This window comes from Prauserella halophila (assembly GCF_024171895.1).
Classification (GTDB): domain Bacteria; phylum Actinomycetota; class Actinomycetes; order Mycobacteriales; family Pseudonocardiaceae; genus Prauserella; species Prauserella halophila.
This window is the reverse complement of sequence record NZ_JAMTCQ010000009.1, coordinates 702,711-719,199: the sequence shown is the minus strand read 5'-3', so window position 1 is coordinate 719,199 and position 16,489 is coordinate 702,711. Positions and strand designations below refer to the sequence as shown.

16 protein-coding genes are annotated in these 16,489 nt (G+C 69.5%); 2 read left to right on the top strand and 14 right to left on the bottom strand.

The annotated features are described in order from the left end of the window. Positions 1 to 150: 150 nt before the first annotated feature. From LY41_RS09610 to LY41_RS09565, 9 genes are all read right to left on the bottom strand, one after another. Positions 151 to 1,665 (bottom strand): amino acid permease, encoded by a 1,515-nt coding sequence (locus LY41_RS09610; RefSeq protein ID WP_253863521.1) that lies wholly within the window; start codon positions 1,663 to 1,665, stop codon positions 151 to 153. A gap of 193 nt (positions 1,666 to 1,858) precedes the next feature. Then, a complete protein-coding gene (locus LY41_RS09605; protein WP_253863520.1) occupies positions 1,859 to 2,635 on the bottom strand; it encodes an LPXTG cell wall anchor domain-containing protein in 777 nt (258 codons plus the stop codon). 502 nt (positions 2,636 to 3,137) lie between these two features. Beyond that, the gene (manA, locus tag LY41_RS09595) at positions 3,138 to 4,373 is read right to left on the bottom strand and encodes a mannose-6-phosphate isomerase, class I (protein ID WP_253864064.1); all 1,236 of its coding nucleotides are present in this window, start codon (positions 4,371 to 4,373) and stop codon (positions 3,138 to 3,140) included. 43 nt (positions 4,374 to 4,416) lie between these two features. Then, a complete protein-coding gene (locus LY41_RS09590; protein ID WP_253863519.1) occupies positions 4,417 to 5,511 on the bottom strand; it encodes a hypothetical protein in 1,095 nt (364 codons plus the stop codon). Next, positions 5,504 to 5,731, bottom strand: a complete 228-nt coding sequence (locus LY41_RS09585) for a Trm112 family protein (protein ID WP_253863518.1) — start codon at positions 5,729 to 5,731, stop codon at positions 5,504 to 5,506. The genes LY41_RS09590 and LY41_RS09585 overlap by 8 nt, the downstream gene beginning before the upstream one ends. 88 nt (positions 5,732 to 5,819) lie before the next feature. Continuing rightward, a complete protein-coding gene (locus LY41_RS09580) occupies positions 5,820 to 7,172 on the bottom strand; it encodes a phosphomannomutase/phosphoglucomutase (protein ID WP_253863517.1) in 1,353 nt (450 codons plus the stop codon). 112 nt (positions 7,173 to 7,284) lie between these two features. Beyond that, the gene (locus LY41_RS09575; RefSeq protein WP_253863516.1) at positions 7,285 to 7,680 is read right to left on the bottom strand and encodes a DUF3499 domain-containing protein; all 396 of its coding nucleotides are present in this window, start codon (positions 7,678 to 7,680) and stop codon (positions 7,285 to 7,287) included. 118 nt (positions 7,681 to 7,798) lie between these two features. Beyond that, on the bottom strand, positions 7,799 to 8,374 hold the full coding sequence (locus LY41_RS09570) for an RloB family protein (RefSeq protein ID WP_253863515.1): 576 nt from the start codon (positions 8,372 to 8,374) through the stop codon (positions 7,799 to 7,801). Further along, positions 8,371 to 9,702: an AAA family ATPase gene (locus LY41_RS09565; protein WP_253863514.1), complete on the bottom strand. Its 1,332-nt coding sequence runs from the start codon at positions 9,700 to 9,702 to the stop codon at positions 8,371 to 8,373. The genes LY41_RS09570 and LY41_RS09565 overlap by 4 nt, the downstream gene beginning before the upstream one ends. Positions 9,703 to 9,983: 281 nt before the next feature. Between LY41_RS09565 and LY41_RS09560 the strand changes: the two genes are divergently transcribed. Further along, positions 9,984 to 10,418: a metallopeptidase family protein gene (locus tag LY41_RS09560; RefSeq protein ID WP_253863513.1), complete on the top strand. Its 435-nt coding sequence runs from the start codon at positions 9,984 to 9,986 to the stop codon at positions 10,416 to 10,418. A gap of 34 nt (positions 10,419 to 10,452) precedes the next feature. Here the strand turns inward: LY41_RS09560 and LY41_RS09555 are convergent, their stop codons facing one another. Both LY41_RS09555 and LY41_RS09550 read right to left on the bottom strand, forming a co-directional pair. Next, positions 10,453 to 12,501, bottom strand: a complete 2,049-nt coding sequence (locus LY41_RS09555; protein WP_253863512.1) for a YfhO family protein — start codon at positions 12,499 to 12,501, stop codon at positions 10,453 to 10,455. A gap of 179 nt (positions 12,502 to 12,680) precedes the next feature. Then, a complete protein-coding gene (locus LY41_RS09550; RefSeq protein WP_253863511.1) occupies positions 12,681 to 13,004 on the bottom strand; it encodes a WhiB family transcriptional regulator in 324 nt (107 codons plus the stop codon). A 390-nt stretch (positions 13,005 to 13,394) separates the two neighbouring features. Here LY41_RS09550 and LY41_RS09545 point away from each other — a divergent pair, with 390 nt between their 5' ends. Further along, positions 13,395 to 14,177 (top strand): site-2 protease family protein, encoded by a 783-nt coding sequence (locus LY41_RS09545; protein WP_253863510.1) that lies wholly within the window; start codon positions 13,395 to 13,397, stop codon positions 14,175 to 14,177. Positions 14,178 to 14,294: 117 nt separating this feature from the next. On the opposite strand, the gene LY41_RS09540 is transcribed toward LY41_RS09545, so the two are convergent. From LY41_RS09540 to mshB, 3 genes are read right to left on the bottom strand one after another with little or no spacing between them, the layout of a single operon-like run. Then, positions 14,295 to 15,107: a hypothetical protein gene (locus LY41_RS09540; protein ID WP_253863509.1), complete on the bottom strand. Its 813-nt coding sequence runs from the start codon at positions 15,105 to 15,107 to the stop codon at positions 14,295 to 14,297. 8 nt (positions 15,108 to 15,115) lie between these two features. Continuing rightward, entirely contained in the window at positions 15,116 to 15,589 is a 474-nt protein-coding gene (locus LY41_RS09535) for a hypothetical protein (RefSeq protein ID WP_253863508.1), read from the bottom strand. Beyond that, positions 15,586 to 16,386 (bottom strand): N-acetyl-1-D-myo-inositol-2-amino-2-deoxy-alpha-D-glucopyranoside deacetylase, encoded by an 801-nt coding sequence (mshB, locus tag LY41_RS09530; RefSeq protein WP_253864063.1) that lies wholly within the window; start codon positions 16,384 to 16,386, stop codon positions 15,586 to 15,588. Before mshB ends, LY41_RS09535 begins: the two co-directional genes overlap by 4 nt. Between the last annotated feature and the right edge of the window lie 103 nt (positions 16,387 to 16,489).

The following is a 16,489-nucleotide window of genomic DNA, read 5'->3' as shown; positions in this document are numbered from 1 at the left end:
GTCGGCAAATCACCGGCCGTTGGTGACAGTCAGTGACATGCCGACCGGGACTTTACCCACGTACAAGCGGCCTCGGGACCACCTTTCGTACTTGTCGCCTACACCAGGTGATTCCCATCGAGCCTCGTCAGCGAGCTTCATCCGCGAACCTCAACCGGTGGTGTCGCTCGATTTCTCCTTCGATTCCCGAGCCAGCACCGACCGACGCCGGCCGTAGGCGAAGTAGATCGCCACACCGATCGCCATCCACAGCACGAACCGCAGCCATGTCAGCACCGTCAGGTTCACCATCAACCACAGGCAGACGCCGATCGCCAGGATCGGAACCACCGGCACCCACGGCACGCGGAAGCCGCGCGGCAACTCCGGCCGCTTCCTGCGCAGCGCCATGACGCCCGCGGACACCAGGATGAACGCGAACAACGTGCCGACGTTGACCATCTCTTCGAGCTGACTCGCATCGAAGAACGTCGCCGCGACGCCGACCACCACGGCCACCAGCAGGTTCACCCGCACCGGCGTGCCGCGCTGTCCGGTCTTGGCCAGGCCGCGCGGCAGCAACCCGTCGCGCGACATCGCGAACAGCACCCGCTGCTGACCGAGCAGCAGGACCATGACCACGGTGATCAGACCGACCACGGCGCCGATCGACACGAGATAGGCAGCCCAGTCGACACCGTGGTACGAGAACGCCGTCGCGAGTGTCTTACGGCCCTCGGGTTCGGCCGCGGTCGACAATTCCCGGTACGGCACCATCCCGGCGATGACCAGCGACGTCGCCACGTACAGCACCGTCACGATCGCCAGCGAGCCGAGGATGCCCCGCGGCACGTCACGCTGCGGGTGGCGCGTCTCCTCTGCGGTCGTGGCCACGATGTCGAACCCGAGGAACGCGAAGAACACCAGCGACGCGCCCGCCAACAGGCCGAACCCGCCGTACACGCTGCCCGAACCGCCCGCCAGCACCGAGAACAGCGACTGCTCGAGCCCACCGCCCGCGGCCTCGCCCTCGGCCGCAGGCGGGATGAACGGGGTGTAGTTGGCCGGCGTGATGTAGGCGATGCCCAGCACGATCACGAACAGGATGATCAGCACCTTGATGGCCGTGACCACCATGCTGAACCGCGACGACAACTTCGTCCCCAGCGTCAGCAGCACCGCCAGGGTGACGACGAGCAGCAGTGAACCCCAGTCGGCGCTGATCCCGCCGAGCTGGATCGTCGTGGAGACACTGGCGCCGAAGACCGAGGCCAGCAGCTCTTCGAGGTAGACCGACCAGCCCTTGGCGACCGCCGCGGCGGCGACGGAGAACTCGAGCACGAGGTCCCAGCCGATGATCCACGCGAGAAACTCGCCGAACGTGGCGTACGAGAACGTGTAGGCACTGCCGGCGACGGGCACCGTCGAGGCGAACTCCGCGTAGCACAGGGCGGCGAGCCCGCACGCGATACCGGCGAACACGAACGCGACAGCCACCGACGGCCCCGCCAGATCCCCTGCGGTCCGTGCTGTGAGCGTGAAGATGCCGGCGCCCACCATGACCGTGACGCCGAAAACCGTGAGGTCCCACGCGCTGAGGTTGCGCCGCAGCCGGGTACCCGGCTCGTCGGTGTCCGCTATCGATCGCTCAACGGATTTCGTCCGCCAGATCCCGTTACCGGCCACGATGTCTCCACCTTCTCGCCTCACCTGGATCACAGGCTGATCGATCATGTGCTGCCTGCTGGTCTACTCCGGCAAGCCGCAACCTCATATCAACCAGTCCGGTGAACTCAGGGTATTCCCGTGGTCACGGGGAACGCGGGCGGAGGTCCCGCCCGCGCGATGCCGCGGCCGGGACCTCCGGCGAGGACGCCCGTCAGGAGGTCGTGCGCCGCTTCCTGACAAGCACCAGCAGCGCGCCGCCGCCCGCGAGCAGCAAGGCACCGAGGCCGATCATCCAGCCTGCGCCGAAGCCGGTGGTAGCGAGGTCATCGGTGTCGTTCACGGGAGCGACGGCTTCCTGCGAAGTCGTGGTGGACGCACCCGGTGAGCCCGATGTCGACGACGGGCCGCGCGAATCCGTTGTGGACGTCGTCTCCGTGCCGGTGGTACTTGCGGGCGGCGTCGTCGTCACCGGCGGCGTTGTCGTCACCGGCGGTGTCGTCGTCACCGGCGGCGTCGTCGTCACCGGTGGCGTTGTCGTCACCGGGGTGGTCGTACCACAGAGGAACCAGTGGCTGATCTGCGGAATGTTCCCGCCGTTGTTCAGCGGGGACTGCAGTTCCCTCCACACGGGGTCCGAGGGCAGGTCCCTCTTGCCCGGCTCGTACCGGTTGTAGCGGGGGCCGCCCTTCACGATGATTCCGGTGATCTCGACATCCGCCGGAACCTCGGTGATGGTCAGGAACTGTCCCGATCCTCCGATATCGAACTCGACATCGCTCTTGTCGATCGGCTCGCCGCCGAGACCAGCCCTCTCGCAGGCGTCTCGCATGCCCTCGTCAACGTTACCCTCGACGACCTCGGCTCGGGGATCCTCCTCGTCGGGCGCGTGTTCCGTCGCCGTGGCGGCCGGCACCGAAGCGGCCAGGACGCCCAGCGCAATGACCGAGGTGGCGAGCGCGCGCAACCGGAAACGTGGACCAACAGACATCAGGAGACTCCTGTGAAGATCAGATATGCGGGAACGACACGCTTGTAACGTGCATACAGTGGTTCGAACCGAATACCCGACAGGTCATCGGCCCCACACTTCAGAAACCGAAGTAATCCAGAAGTGACCTGATCGAGTCACATCCTCGGTGTTTCGAAACAGAAAAAATCACTCAACGTGATCATGTGTCGCTCTGATGGGCGTTCACTTGCCGTCGGGGCGCCGTATCGGCGCCACCGATGCCGCGGACGGCACCCGTACCTACGCGGGTGTCCGGTCCAGATCTGGTTCGAGATGGACGAGCCGCGCGGTGGGGACGGCGTCACGGATACGGCGGTCGGCGTCGTCGATGACTGCGGCCACCTCTGCCAGTGCCATGCCCTGCCGCATCGCGAGCTTGGCCGCGATAAGCCCGTGACGGCGACGAGCGGAAGCCTTGAGCCCGCGCCCACCGGCCTCCCGCGCGCAGGGCGATCGGGCGAACACGCAGCGCAACGACTCACTAAGGCCCGTGCAACGAGGTGCCTGCGGCGGCGCGGAAGAGCTGTGCCGCGTCCTCGCCGACGGCACGGACACGCACCGCAGGGTCCGACGCAGGCCGCCACACCGAATCCCCGCGCCGCAGCTCGACCTTCATCCCCTCGTCGTCGCAGAGCAGCAGCTCACCCGCAGTGCAGAGCAGAATCTCGGGCCCGCCACCGTCGAGTTCGACCTCGCACCGGTCGACGACCTCCCAGTCGAGCCGCGAGAGCTGGAACTCGGGCGTCCCGGTGCGGTACACCGCGGCCGTCCCGTCGGGCTCGCCGGTCAGCACCGGCATGTCGCCGCACCCGAAATCGACCACGCGCAGCAGCTCGGGCACGTCGACGTGCTTCGGTGTCATCCCACAGCGCAGGATGTTGTCGGAGTTGGCGAGGATCTCGACGGCGGTGCCGTGCAGATACAGGTGCAGGTTCCCGGCGGGCAGGTAGATCGCCTCGCCGGCATGCAGCGTCATCCGGTTCAGCAACAACGCCGCCAGCACGCCCGCATCCCGCGGATGTGCCTCGCCGAGCTGCAGCACCGTACGGCATTCGACGGCGAACTCGCCCTCGTTCTCGACCTGCCGCCCGCAGGCCTCGAGCACCTCGGGAAGCAGGTCGTCCAGCACCGACTGCGGCAGCGTGATCCACGTCGTGAACAGGGCACGCAGACCGTCCGGGTCCGGCTGCCCTGCCAGCAGTTCGACGTAGTGCGCCAGACCGGGAGTCTCGATCTCGCGCAGCAGCCGCACCGTGCGGTGCGGGTCACGGAAGCCGGCGAGCGCGTGGAACTCGGTGAGCGCGCACACCAGCTCCGGCTTCGCCGTCGGATCGGGATAGTTGCGGTTCGCCGCGTCCCGCGGGATCCCTGCGGCCTCCTCGCGGGCATATCCCTCCGCGGCCTGCTCCGCCGACGGATGCGCCTGCATCGACAGCGGCTCCTCCGCCGCGAGGATCTTCAACAGGAAGGGCAACCGGCCGTCCCACCGGTCGGCGCACCGCGTACCGAGCTGGCCGTGGGGATCGGCGTCGACGATCTCGAGCAGGCTCACGTCGTTACCGTCGGCGCGCAGCACCCGCGCCGGATCACCGGGGTGCGCGCCGTACCACAGCTCGGCCTCCGGATGCGGCGACGGGACGGGACGGCCCAGCAGCTCCGGAATCGTCGTGCGGGACCCCCAGGCATATGCCCGCACTGCGCCCTGCAGCAGCTCCACGGTCAACTCCACTCCTCGCCGGCCTCGCCCGGCCGTGCCGGCGTCACGCCGGCAGCGGCGCGACTCGGCCGGTTCCCCCGATGGTTCCAGCCGCGAGCCCGAGGTAGACCGCGGCGAACTCGAATCGCAACGCCAGCACGGCGGCGCACGCGACGTCGTCGGCATCGGCGAGTTCCTCCGCCGGCGCGAGCACGTCGGCCCCGGGCAGCGTCTCGCCCACCCGGAACCGGGCGTCGTCGGTCGCCGGGCCACTGCGCACCGACAGCAGCAGTGCGCGCGGCGGTGCGGCGCCGCCCCCGTCGTCGAAGTCCGGGTCGGCGAAGATGTCCCGCTCCGTGCCCCCGCGCGCGGCCGCCGCGTGCAGCGCGGGGCGGGCGAGCGCCTGCCGGTAATCGGACACATCGGCCACGATGGCCGCGTGCGCACCGAGCGCGTACGCGGCGTGCTGGCCGACCGCGACCCCCGCGTGGTCGAGACCCCACAACAGCGGTGTCCGGTCGGCGATCCGCAGCGCCAGCGACTTCGCCGGGTTCACGAACGACTCGTGTTCGAGATGCCCGTGGGCCGCCTCGTTGTCCAACCGGTCGGCGAGCCCGTCGACGTCGGAGACCAGCAGGCCGAGCGCTCCCACCGTGAGCAGCCCCGCCGTCAGCGCACGCGGAAACGCCAGCTCGGGCGGGCCGACCACCCGTGGCGACAGCACCAGGCCACGGCCCGCCACCGCCGACGCGACCGGGCCCTCCGGTGGCCCCGACAGCACGACCGTCGCGCCGTAGCGGGCCGCACGCTCCAGCGACGCCGCCAGATCACGGTCGTACGGATCGTCGGTGTGAGCCAGCACGACGTCGAGTGCCCCGATCCACGGCGGGACGACGTCGGTCACCACGACCGGCACCGGGCAGGCGGGCGCCAGCAGGGCCGTCAGCAGTTGCGCCGCGCCGTGACTCGCCCCCGGTCGCGCGATGAGGACCAGCGACCGCGGTCGTCCGATGTCCAGCCGTTCGGCCAGCTCCAGCTCGGTGGCCGCCTCGATCGTCGACCGTACCTGCGCACCGGCCATCGCCGCCGCGCGCAGCACGCCGCCGGTGTCGGCCTCGTCGAGTCGGCGAGGGTCGTCGAGCAGCGTGTCGTCAAGCACTGCCGGCCCCGGAATCGCCACCGGTACCCGAGTCGCCGCCGTCGGCCTCGTCGAGCAACAGCACCGGGATGCCGTCCCGCACGGGGTACCGCCGACCACAGGACGTACAGGTCAGCACGTCGGCGTCCGGGTCATCCGGAGTGCCCGCCGTCAGCGGCGCATGGTCCGCCGACGGGCACGCGAGAATGTCGAGCAGTTGCGGATCGAGAGTGACGGCCATTTTTCCTATTTACCACGGTTGGCCCTCGCCTCGGAGGGCAGGCGAAAAGTGTTCGTCCACGGCCGGTCGGGTTCCCGCCGCGGACCGCTCAGGCACGGACGATGGCCAGTACCTCGTCGGTCAGCGCCGCCACGCCCGCCTCGTCGGGAGCCTCGACGTTCAGGCGCAGCAACGGTTCGGTGTTCGATGCGCGGAGATTGAACCAGCGGTCGCCGAAATCGACCGTCAGCCCGTCGAGCTCGTCCACCGACACGCCGTTACGGCCGTCGTAGGCCGCCTTCACCGCGGAGACCCGGCCCACCTGGTCCTCGACCGTCGAGTTGATCTCCCCGGACGCGGCGTAACGCGAGAACCGCGCGGTCAGCTCCGACAGCGTGCCCGCCTGCTCGCCCAGCGCGGCGAGCACGTGCAGTGCGGCCAGCATGCCCGTGTCGGCACGCCAGAAGTCGCGGAAGTAGTAGTGCGCGGAGTGTTCACCGCCGAACACCGCACCCGTGCGTGCCATCTCCGACTTGATGAACGAATGGCCCACCCGGGTACGCACCGCCGTGCCGCCGTGCTCGGTGACGATCTCCGGCACCGCCTTCGACGTGATCAGGTTGTGGATGACGACCCCGCCCGGTTCCCTCGCGAGCTCGCGGGTGGCCACGAGGGCCGTGACCGCCGACGGCGACACCGGGTCGCCGTTCTCGTCGACCACGAAACAGCGGTCGGCATCGCCGTCGAACGCCAGGCCGACGTCCGCACCGGTCTCGCGGACCTTCGCCTGCAGATCGACGAGGTTCTTCGGGTCCAGCGGGTTGGCCTCGTGGTTCGGGAACGTGCCGTCGAGCTCGAAATACATGGGCACGAGCTCGATGGGCAAGCCCTCGAAAACGGTGGGCACCGTGTGCCCGCCCATGCCGTTGCCCGCGTCGACAACCACCTTCAACGGGCGGATACCGGTCAGGTCGACCAGCGAGCGCAGATACTCGGCGTACTCGGACAACACGTCACGCTCGGTGAACTCGCCGGCCTGCCCCGCGAACTCGGGCACACCGTGCTCGACGGTGTCGCGGATCTCCGCGAGCCCCGTGTCCTGGCCGACCGGCGCCGCACCCGAACGGCAGAGCTTGATGCCGTTGTACTCGGCCGGATTGTGACTGGCCGTGAACATCGCGCCGGGCACGGCGAGCTTTCCGGAGGCGAAGTACAGCTCGTCGGTGCTGGCCAGGCCGATCGACACGACATCGAGCCCCTGCGACCTCACGCCTTCTGCGAAGGCCGACGCCAGAGCAGGCGACGAATCGCGCATGTCGTGGCCGATCACCACCGACGGCGAATCGGGCTTGATGAGCAGGGCGAATGCGGCGCCGAAGTCGCGCACCAGACCTGCATCCAGCTGGTCACCGACGACGCCACGAATGTCGTAGGCCTTCACGATGGCCGACAGGTCTGACACGCCTCACTCCCAGATCATCCGATTGGTGACTCCCCAGAGCCTGAAATCTCGCCCCGGAGCCTACCCATTCGCCCGATCAACCCAACGCAGCGGTAACGTCACCCGGGCCTAATCACTGAGCGTGACCGGGGAGAACGCGGAGGTGTCCGCGCCTGCCCGGTTCCGTCCCCGTCGTGCCCATCGCACCCGGTTCACCGGACCGGTCCGGTGAACCGGCACGCCGCTCGGACGGTTCCGGACGCCCCGCCTCACGTACCGCCTCGGCCAGCGCGGTCAGCTCGTCGACCGTGGGCTCCGGCGGCGAGAAGTCACCCTCGTGCCGCACGACCTCCCAGCCACGCGGCACGGTCAACCGCACCGCATGGGCCTCGCACAGGTCGTAGGAATGCGGCTCCGACGAGGTCGCAAGCGGCCCCACGACGGCGGTGGAATCACGGTAGGCGTAGGTCAGCGTGGCGACAGCGGGCTCATGACAGCCCGTTCGCGAACACTTCCGCACGCTCCGCACGGTTGATCACGATAGCCCCTCCTCCCGGGGGAGGGGTAGCTGACACGCCCGCCCACCCGTCTCCCACCGGCACCCATCTCGGCGGTGCCGTTCTGTGCGGTGGTTCCGCATTGCCGGCTCAGCTCGTACTGATCCGCTCGACAAGCGCCCAGACGCCAGTGGACGGGTTGACCTGGTGTGCCCGCGTGATGTCCCCGCATCGGTGTTTCGCGCGGTCCACCGCGTCGGTGACGCCAGCAGCGTAATCGCTGAAGTTCAGGGACTTCTTGTTGTATCCGCGCACTTGCTGCCTCAATCGAGGTTCCACGTCTTGGAAACAGGGCAGCGGGGCTTCGCACCGCTCGAAGTGCAGGAGTAACCAATACTCGAAGCAGGGGTTCGACACTGCGAGCTTGACATCGAGTCGTTGGGCCTCGCTGAACGCCGCATCGATGTTGTACTCGTCGACATCGATAACGCACCACGTCTCGTCGCATTCGTCCTGCTCACGAAGCTTGGCAGCGAGACGGATCAGGCTGACAGGATCCTTGCCACCCTTCCTGACCACGTTGACAGCAGGGTGCCGATACCGTTGCTTCAGCCCGCGAAAATAGCTCGGCTCGGTGACTTCTGCCCCGCACAACAGCAGGATTCGGGCACGCTCTTCACGTGCTGCTCGAGCCCGTCTGGTTCGCGTGTTCTCTCGTCGGGTCATGAACCGAGCACCGCGTCGGCGAACTGCTGGGGGTCGAGTATCGGGACCGCTCCGTAGCTCCCGCCGAGGTAGCGCCGTTCGGTGTTCTGGTCCTTGCGGGGTTTGAAGTCGCTCAGCGCGTACACGCTGCTCGCGCCTGCTGCGCCCTTCTCGACGAACCACACCTGTTCCCTCGTCAGGACGTCCTCACCGAGCATGCTGCCGAGCAGGGTGGTGTCGTGAGTGGTAAAGATCAACTGTGCCTGGTGTGGGTTGACCTCCGGGTCTTGGAACAGGCCGATGAGCCGTGCTGTGAGCAGCGGATGCAGACTCGCATCGATCTCGTCAACAACAACCGCACTGCCGTTTTCCAGCGCTCCGAGAACTGTCGGGAGCAGGTCCAGCCAGTTGCGCGTGCCCGCGGACTCGTCGTCGATACCGAGTGGTTCCCCCAGCGCATCGTGCATGAACTTGAGCTCGGTGCGCTTGCGCTGCATCAAGCGCTCACGGTGACGTAATAGAGATCGCAGTCGTGCTGCGCTCTCGCCGTTCGCACCCTCCTCGTCTCCGTCGACCGTCTCACGCAGCTCACTGATCTCTTCGTCCAAATCACGCAGCTGTCGTTGTGCTCTCGGGTCGTCCACCTCGTCCAACTGGACATCGCTGATAGCCACATCCGCAGCACGCAGTAGCGTGATGAGTTTGTCTCGCTTGTCGGGAGCGTCCTGCACGAAGCGCTGTACCTGGCGTGCCAGTACCTCCCCCCGCGGGCGAGCATCCACCCGACGCGTCCGGAGCTGCGACTGAAACCACTCGAAGATCGGCATCACCACGTCGATCTTCGTGTTCGCACATCCGCTCAGGAACAAGGCATTCGGCCGAATCAGCTCTTCGAGCAGGGTGAGCTTGGCACGCAGGTCCCCGACCACCGTGCTCCCGAAGGTGATCTCTTCACCCTCCCGTTCGAAGATCTTACGTTTACGCTTCTCGGGATAGGAGTACAGCCACTCCTCCCGGACGGCCTCGTCGTCGACGGTGAAGCCGTACGTGTAGGGCACACCGTGCAGGACGAGCTCGACCACGAACAACGACGGTTCATCGACCTCGCCGAGCTGGAACGGTTTACGCGGAACGCCCCCGTCGACCTCCCACCGGCCGAAGGACTCCAGCACCGCGCTGCGCATGAACAGCAAACCGTCGATGAGGTTCGACTTACCCGAAGCGTTCGCTCCGTAGATGGCGGTCACCGGCACAACCGAACTGCCGGCTGCCTCCTTCACCGGCATGAACAGCAGCTCACCCTCACCCGCGAACGAGCGATGATTGCCGAGCCGGAAACTACGAATCATGATCAATTCCCTCCATGAGGGATCCTCGATGCCACACACGACATCAAACCACACAGCAAGACATGGAGCATCCATGCACAGCACGTTTCAGGTCTCACCTGACCTTCAGGCCCGTGCAGGTGCTGCGCGGTCACACACCACAACCGGCGCGAGGCCTCGACGTCGTGGATCCGGCGGAATCACAGGATCTGCCTCACCGGGAAGGTCGGTGCGACAGGGGTGGGCGGATGGGTACCCTGGGTCCGGTGACGACGGCTCGAAGTGCACGGTTTCGACGGCGCATGCGGCGCGACCGCCACGGGCGGGGTCTTCGCGGCCCGCTGTATCCGGCCAGCCTGCCTGCCGCGTCGAGCCCCGCCGAGCGGTTCGACTCGCTGGTGCTGGACGCGCTCGAACCCATCGAAGGTCGCTGGCGCAGTGAGCTGACCAAGCTCGACGTCGCCGTGGACGACGTTCCCGAGGTCAAGGACGGTCCGCCGGACCAGACGGACGACGGCGTGCTGCACGACGGCGCCGTACCGTTGTCGCGGCTGGTCCCGGCGGGCGTCGACCGCTCGGGACTGCCGACCCGCGCCCGCATCGTGCTCTACCGACGGCCGCTCGAAGCGCGTGCCCAGGACCCGTCCGACCTGGCAGACCTGGTGCACGACGTACTGGTGGAGCAGATCGCCGCCTACATCGGCGTGGAACCGGACATCATCGACGGCGGCCACTGACCCGCCGCACTCCGGCCCGTCGCAGCCGGCCCCGTCACGTCGAGCGCGAGGTCCGCAGTCTCCCCGGCACAGCCGTAAGCACCGTGAACAACAGGGCCGCCACACCGATGAGCAGCAGCACGGAGTGCCACGGGGCGGTGTAGCGGACCACGACCTCGGACTCGGCCTCCGGCACGGCCACCGACACCTGATGTCCCCATGCGGGCGTGATCGGCACCGGCTCACCGTCGATCGTGGCGCTCCACCCGGGTTCGTACTCCGCGGCCAGTACCAGGAGCCTGCCGTCGGGCCCCGCGGAGACGCGCACACGTGCGTCGGGCAACTGCGCGTCGACCGGCGCAATCGCTGCACCGCGCATGAGCTCGTCGCTCGGGGCACTGCCACTGACCGCGTGGTGCGCCTGTTCCGGCGACACGAGCGTCACCTGGCCCGCCTCCGGGGTCAGGCGCAGCACCGTCCGGCCGTCGGAGGTGCGCGGGGCCCGGCTGACGAGGTCGCTCACGTCGGTGCGCAGTTCGCGGCCGTTCTCGCCTGCCGGCAGCACGACGAACTCGACGCCCGCCGCGGCGACGTTCGTGACGGCGTCACGAGAACCGCCGAGCAGTCCGTAGCGCCAGCCTTCGAGCCGCTCGGCCATGCCCCCGACCGGCGAGAGCGCGTCGTCGCCGAACTGCGGCGTGCGCCCGGCCGCCATCCGATCCGGCGTCCCGTCGCTGCCCAGCACGAGCACGCCGCGCCCGTTGTCGTCCAACTCCTCGTCGAGCGCCGCGGGCAGGCGAACGCCACCGCCGCTGCGCACCTCGCCGCCCCCGCCGAGGAAGGCAGCCGTCGCCAGCAGGACGAGCGTGACCGCGACACCGCCGGCGACGGCCGTCCGCGGACCGCCGTCGCCCGCCCCGCGGCGCCCGCCGAGCACGATCGCGACCAGGCCCGCCGTGACCACCACGAGCGGCGCACCGGCATACGCGGGCGCAGCACCACCACCCGTGATCGGCTCCACCTGCACCAACTGCGTCACGGCCACTCCCGCGCAGCCGATCGCCACGAGTCCCGCGCCGGCCGCCATGCGCGCGGAGGCCGCCGTGGCGACCGCGACCGCTGCCACGACCACCAGTACGAGGCCGAGCGGCACGCCACCCGACGGATGCAGCCCGGCCAGGCCCGCGACGGATGCCGCATCGGCCGGTCCGGTGAGCCCGTGCAGCAGCAGCTCCGGATGCGCGACCAGCGTCGGCAGCCATGGCAACGCCAGTGCGAGCGGCAGCAGCACCACCATCACCATGGCGGGGAGCCTCTTCCACGACCGCCCCTCCGGGGCAGGCAGCACCACGAAGCCGATGAGCAGACCGGCCAGGACCATCCCGTAGGTCAGGGGAGAGAACACCCCGAGCAACGCCAGGCCCAGGGCACACACCGCGCTGAGCGGCAGCAGGCGCACCTCGCTGCCGGTCAGCAGCGCCGCGATCCCGGCGACGACCGCGGGCAGGGCGAGGTGCACGACCACGACGCCGATCCGCCCGGAGGCGACCGCGTCGGTCGCGGCAGGCGCGAGGGCGTAGCCCGCCGCCGCACCGGCGCGCGCCCACCGGCCCGCATTCAGTCGCCGCGTCGCGGCGTAGGCGACGAGTGCCGACGCGGGAAGGTCGAGCAGCAGGAGCAGGGAGACCGCGACGGCCGGCCCGCCGAGCAGGGCCCCCGCCGCGCCCAGCACCGCCAGCGCAGGCGAACCGGCACTCGTCGTGCCGCCCGCCACGCCGTGCCACGCGTCGAGATACGCCGACCACACGGCGGCGAGATCGCCGACGGGAAGCAGCGCACCACCGGCGAGGTCGGCACCGAGGCGGTCGGCCGCCGCCCCGTGCAGCAGCAGCGCCAACGCCGTGAGCGACAGCACCAGCACGGTCGGCGGTGCGGTCAGAACCCGCTTACCGCGCGCCGCCCGTTCACCGCGCACCGACCGCTCCCGGTGCGCCGACCGGTTGCCGCGCACTGCCTGCTCGCCCGTTGCCTGCTTGCCGCGCGCTGCCTGCTCGCCCGCTGCGTACTCGCCGTCCGGATCGGACACGTCATTCGGATCGGTCACATCGGCAGACTCGCACGCGGGCCCAGCGACGCCGGACTCGACCGGGCCGGACCACGATTCTCGGGGCACCGACCACTCCGGAACTCGGGAGCCGAGAACTCAGGACCGCACCACACCCGGCCGTAGCTCGCGCGCCACGTTCCCGGGTCGGACGGCGTCCCTGTCAGACGGCGTCCCAGTCAGACGGCGCGTTTCTTGAGTTTGCGACGCTCCCGTTCGGACAGTCCGCCCCAAATGCCGAACCGCTCGTCGTGGGCCAACGCGTACTCGAGGCAGTCGTCCTTGACCTCGCAGCCCTGGCAGATCCGCTTGGCCTCGCGCGTCGAGCCGCCCTTCTCGGGGAAGAACGCCTCCGGGTCGGTCTGCGCGCACAGCGCGCGTTCCTGCCACTGCTGCTCGTCGGTGATGTCGAGCAGCTCCGCGAGGGCCTCGAACTCGTCCTCGGCCTGAGCCGCCCGATCCACCGGCCGAGCCCGCTCGGTTCCCGTCATGTCCAACCGCACGTCCGCCTCCTCGCTTCCACGCACTCCCAGGCTGGCGGTGTTCGTCCCCTGAGCCCGTCACACCGGTTCGCAGTGCGAACCTGTCCTGCACTGCCCCCCTTTGGCAGCGAATGACATCAATGTGATTACACCTGTGTGGTGCAGCGAGGTCAAGCGGAGTAGCGAGGATGGGGGATAGATCGCGGCCGTTTTGCAAGCGGACACGCCGGGCGAACCACACGGCGATCTCACAACTGCACCCGCGCCCCACCTCACCACGGCGAACGCGGCACGTCGACCCGGCCGCACCGGCCGCCGGACGCTGCCGCCGGAGACGTGGACCGGACCACCGGCCGCAGTACCACCCCGCCGCTTACACCCGCCACGCACCGGATGCGCGAGGATGGGCGCGTGCAACGTTCGGTGGTCCGGCCCAGCCCGCTCTTCTACGCCCTGCTCGCCGCCACGGTCGCCGGCGGAGTGCTCTGTGCACTGTTCCCGCCGCTGTCGGTCGGTCTCGGCAGCATCGACCGCGACGTCCTCGGCACGCTCGGCATCGTCGTGCTCGTGCTGGGCGGCTGGGCGGTATCGCTGACGCTGCACGAATTCGGGCACGCGGCCGTGGCCTACCGGGGCGGTGACCGGGAGGTGGCGCTCAAGGGCTACCTGTCGATGGACATCCGCCGCTACACCGATCCGGTGCTGTCGCTGGTGCTGCCGCTGATCATCCTCGCGATCGGCGGCATCCCCCTTCCCGGTGGCGCGGTGTGGATCAACCGAGGGGCGCTGCGCTCGCGCAAGGTGTCGTCGTGGGTCTCGCTCGCAGGCCCGCTGAGCAACCTCGCGATCGGCATCGTGCTGACACTTGTCATCGTGCTCGCGCCGCTGCCGGCCGGGCTCGTGATCGGCCTGTCCTACCTGGCCTCGGTGCAGATCCTGGCGTTCGTGCTGAACATCCTCCCTGTTCCGGGGCTGGACGGCTACGGCGCGATCGAGCCGTACCTGTCGCCGCAGGCACGGGAGTTCGGTGCGAAGGCCCGGCCGTGGGCACCGCTGGTGCTGTTCGCGTTCATCATCGCCGTGCCCGGCGTCAGCGCCGCACTGTGGGACATCACCAACGCCATCTTCGGCGCCGCAGGCGGCAGTGACATCGCGGCGCAGCTCGGCCAGCTGGCGTTCATGTTCTGGCGCTGATGCCCGCCGGGGCGGTGGCCTGCCCGGCCGCCCGGACCGGGTACGCGCCCCGTCCCCGGTCCGGCACGCGCCCCCGACCCGGTCCGACAGGGACCTGCCGGCGTTCGGACCCGCGGTTCAGTCACGACCGGGTGATACATCACCCGGGGAGGTGGGACGCACGGGATGGGCGGCGAACCACGTCGCGGCCCGCTTCGCGACGCGCTTGAGCCCGGACCGCTCCCCCAGGTAGTCGCCTACCAGCCCGATACCGGGCAGCAGCCCGAGCGCGTTGTGATACAGGCGTCCGCTCGGCCGTTTCTCGAGCTCGTCCGGGATCTCCTGCAGCGAGCGCCCGAGCCGCCACAATGTGCGGGCCACCGTCTTCAGCGACGCCTTGCTGCTCGCCGACTGCTCGCCGTCGAGCTCCTCGGTCAGTCGTTCGGTCTCGGCGTCCTCGGCGCCGCGGTCGGCCTGCATACCCTCCGCGAGCTCCTCCGGGATCTCCCGTTCGAACAGCACCCAGGCGATCAGCCGCACCCGCGTGGCGACATCGGTGTGCCCGCGTTCGCCCGCGAGCGCGCACAACAGCAGCCCCTGCCCCGCCGCCCCGACGGTGTCCTGCACCGGCAGCAGATCCGACACCGCGCCCGCGATCCCCGGCACCGCCGCGACCAGTGACGTGAACCGGCCGACCCGGCCCGTCCACCACTTCGTACGCGCTTCGGTGTCCATGTCCGCCCACGCGGCCGTCCCCGGCAGCTTCATCGCGTTGAGCCCGTGGAGCAGGCGGTCGCGCAGCTTCGGATCGTCGAGGACCGGATCCTCGGCCTCGCGGGCGAGCACCGAGAACGGGTCCTTCTCGCGCAGGGTGTCCACCAGCGGCCCGGTGGCGCGTACGTACGGGCGCAGCACGCTGACCAGGTGGGCATCGGTGATGTGGTCGGACATGTCCCGCTCTACCTCCGTGTCGGCGTCGACCCCGGCCGGGTGCGTTTCGACTGCTCCGACGACGAGGCCCCGAGCGACTCCCGTGCCGCACGGCCCAGCACACCGCCGAGCACAAGCGCCGCGGGCACCGCTCCGCCACCGAGCAGCAGCAGCGTACGCAGGTCGGCCAGGAGCACATGGTCGTCTCCCGGGCCCGCGACTCCCACCACCAACACCGTCAGTACCCACACCACGAGGGGCACCATGCCCAGTCTGCGCTCCCCGAGCCTGCTCGCCGCAGACACCAGCCACGGCGTCGTCACGACGGCGAGCACCACCACGATCGGGAAGGGCACGTCCCCGAATCGGGGCAACAGCGTGCCGTCGAGCCGAAGCGGCAGGAAGAACAGCTCCAGCAGCGCCAACAGCACCGCATCGACCGACAACAGCACGAGCCACCCCGCGGCGACCGCCCGTGCCCGGCCTGTGGTGCCGTGACTCACCGCAGCCCCCCGAACAGGTCCGCCTGCGCACCCGCAACCGGGCCGTGAGCCAGCACGAAGTACTCGGCCGGCGGCACGGGCTGGGCGATGCCGTTGGACAACGCGAAACAGTCCGATCCGACGCTGACCTGCGTCTCGTGGGCGGCCAGAGCCGCGAACTTGCGCCACCGCTGCGCACCGATGTCGATCACCGTCGTGATATCCGCGTCCGGCGTGGTCGGCAACTCGCCGTCATCGGGAATGTGGAATCCGACCTCCCCCGTGGCGCGCAGCGCGGCGAGGCCGTCGGTGACCGCCCGACGCGAGGACACCGTGTGGAACACCCGTTGCACCGATGCGGCCCTCGGCGCGGCCACCATGGTGATCTCGTGCGCGCGGATGTGGTCGGGGTGGCCGTACCCACCGTAGGCGTCGTAGGTGACGACGACCTGCGGGCGCAGCTCGTCGAGGATCGCGCCCAGCTGCCGGGCCTGCTCCTCGACGTCACCGCCGGTCAGCGCCCGCGGATGCTCGGCCGACGGCGTGCCTGCCATCCCCGAGTCACGCCAGCGGCCCATACCGCCGAGATACCGGTGGGCGCTCCAGCCCAGGGCCCGTCCGGCGGCGGCCAGCTCACCGCTGCGGTAACCGCCCAGCTGGTCACCCGCCCAGGCCCCGAGTTCACTCAGCGCAGGCGGGATGATCTCGCCTTCCTCGCCGAGCGTGCACGTCACCACCGTCACCTGCGCGCCCTCGGCCGCGTAGCGGGCGATCGTGCCGCCCGTCGTGATGCTTTCGTCGTCCGGATGCGCATGCACCAGCACGACGCCGTGTCGGTCGGTGCCGTGCCCATCGGCCCCGCGCTTCACACCGGCCCCGCGCTCATCGTCCGAGATCACAGCTCAACATTAGTTCCTTCGA